1 rRNA gene (cut by a window edge) is annotated in these 2,500 nt (G+C 53.2%); it reads right to left on the bottom strand.

Annotated features, from left to right (window positions below):
- Positions 1–2,500, bottom strand: a 23S ribosomal RNA gene (locus BSG19_RS25510) (its annotated part continues 252 nt past the right edge of the window); the annotation flags it as partial.

The raw sequence follows: 2,500 nt of genomic DNA on the forward strand, positions 1-2,500 counted from the left end.
TTCCCGCTTAGATGCCTTCAGCGGTTATCCCGTCCATATATAGCTACCCTGCTATGCCCTTGGCAGGACAACAGGTCCACCAGAGATATGTCCATCCCGGTCCTCTCGTACTAGGGACAGATCCTGTCAATATTCCAACACCCACGGCAGATAGGGACCGAACTGTCTCACGACGTTCTGAACCCAGCTCACGTACCGCTTTAATTGGCGAACAGCCAAACCCTTGGGACCTGCTCCAGCCCCAGGATGCGATGAGCCGACATCGAGGTGCCAAACAACCCCGTCGATATGGACTCTTGGGGGTCATCAGCCTGTTATCCCCGGCGTACCTTTTATCCGTTGAGCGATGGCCCTTCCACGCGGGACCACCGGATCACTATGACCGACTTTCGTCTCTGCTCGACTTGTCAGTCTCGCAGTCAGGCGGGCTTATGCCATTGCACTCGACGAACGATTTCCGACCGTTCTGAGCCCACCATCGCGCGCCTCCGTTACTCTTTCGGAGGCGACCGCCCCAGTCAAACTACCCACCATACACTGTCCCGGATCCGGATAACGGACCGCGGTTAGACATCCATGACGATAAGGGTGGTATTTCAAGGATGGCTCCACGAGAACTGGCGTCCCCGCTTCAAAGCCTACCACCTATCCTACACATGCCGACACGAATGCCAGTGTAAAGCTATAGTAAAGGTGCACGGGGTCTTTCCGTCTGACCGCAGGAACCCCGCATCTTCACGGGGAATTCAATTTCACTGAGTCTATGCTGGAGACAGCGGGGAAGTCGTTACGCCATTCGTGCAGGTCGGAACTTACCCGACAAGGAATTTCGCTACCTTAGGACCGTTATAGTTACGGCCGCCGTTTACTGGGGCTTCAGTTCAAAGCTTGCACCTCTCCCTTTAACCTTCCAGCACCGGGCAGGCGTCAGGCCCTATACGTCGTCTTAAAGACTTCGCAGAGCCCTGTGTTTTTGATAAACAGTCGCTACCCCCTGGTCTGTGCCACCCCATCATACTTGCGTACAAAAGGGTCACGCTTCTTCCGAAGTTACGCGTGCAATTTGCCGAGTTCCTTCAGCATAGTTCTCTCAAGCGCCTTGGTATGCTCTACCTGACCACCTGTGTCGGTTTCGGGTACGGTCTATACGGTGGGGCTATTTCCTGGAACCGCTTCCCCGCCCTGACAATCCAATAAGTCAGAACAAGTTACGCAATCCGTCACTTCCCACCAGGCCCACGAATATTAACGTGGTTCCCATCGACTACGCGTTTCCGCCTCGCCTTAGGGGCCGGCTAACCCTGCTCAGATTAACTTTAAGCAGGAACCCTTGGTCTTTCGGCGAGAGGGTCTCTCACCCTCTTTATCGTTACTCATGTCAACATTCGCACTTCCGATACCTCCAGGAGCCCTCACGGGTCTCCCTTCACAGGCTTACGGAACGCTCCGCTACCACGTAATCCCAAAGGGATCACATCCTCAGCTTCGGTGCATGGCTTTAGCCCCGTTACATTTTCGGCGCAAAGACCCTTAATTAGACCAGTGAGCTGTTACGCTTTCTTTAAATGATGGCTGCTTCTAAGCCAACATCCTGGTTGTTTTGGGATCCTCACATCCTTTCCCACTTAGCCATGACTTGGGGACCTTAGCTGGAGGTCAGGGTTGTTGCCCTCTTCACGACGGACGTTAGCACCCGCCGTGTGTCTGCCGAGTAGTACTCTCAGGTATTCGGAGTTTGATTAGGATCAGTAAGACGGTGAGTCCCCATAGCCCATTCAGTGCTCTACCCCCTGAGGTATTCGCTCGACGCACTACCTAAATAGTTTTCGCGGAGAACCAGCTATCTCCGAGTTTGATTGGCCTTTCACCCCTAGCCACAAGTCATCCCAATCTATTGCAACAGATGCGGGTTCGGTCCTCCAGTTGGTGTTACCCAACCTTCAACCTGCTCATGGCTAGATCACTCGGTTTCGGGTCTAATGCGACATACTCAAACGCCCTATTCAGACTCGCTTTCGCTGCGCCTACACCTATCGGCTTAAGCTTGCATGTCACACTAAGTCGTTGACCCATTATACAAAAGGTACGCCGTCACCAATAATGGCTCCGACTGTTTGTAGGCAACCGGTTTCAGGTTCTATTTCACTCCCCTTGTCGGGGTGCTTTTCACCTTTCCCTCACGGTACTTGTTCGCTATCGGTCATGCACGAGTACTTAGGCTTGGAGAGTGGTCTCCCCATGTTCAGACAGGATTTCACGTGTCCCGCCTTACTCTAGGACGATAATTGCATCACCGCATACGGGGCTATCACCCACTATGGCCGACCTTTCCAAGTCGTTCTGCTTTAGCAATCATCGCCACTGGCCTGGTCCGCGTTCGCTCGCCACTACTTGCGGAGTCTCGGTTGATGTCCTTTCCTGCAGGTACTTAGATGTTTCAGTTCCCTGCGTTCGCCTCTTACACCCTATGTATTCAGGTGTAGATACCTTATGATAATGC

This window comes from Rhizobium sp. NFR03 (assembly GCF_900111275.1).
Lineage (GTDB): Bacteria > Pseudomonadota > Alphaproteobacteria > Rhizobiales > Rhizobiaceae > Ferranicluibacter.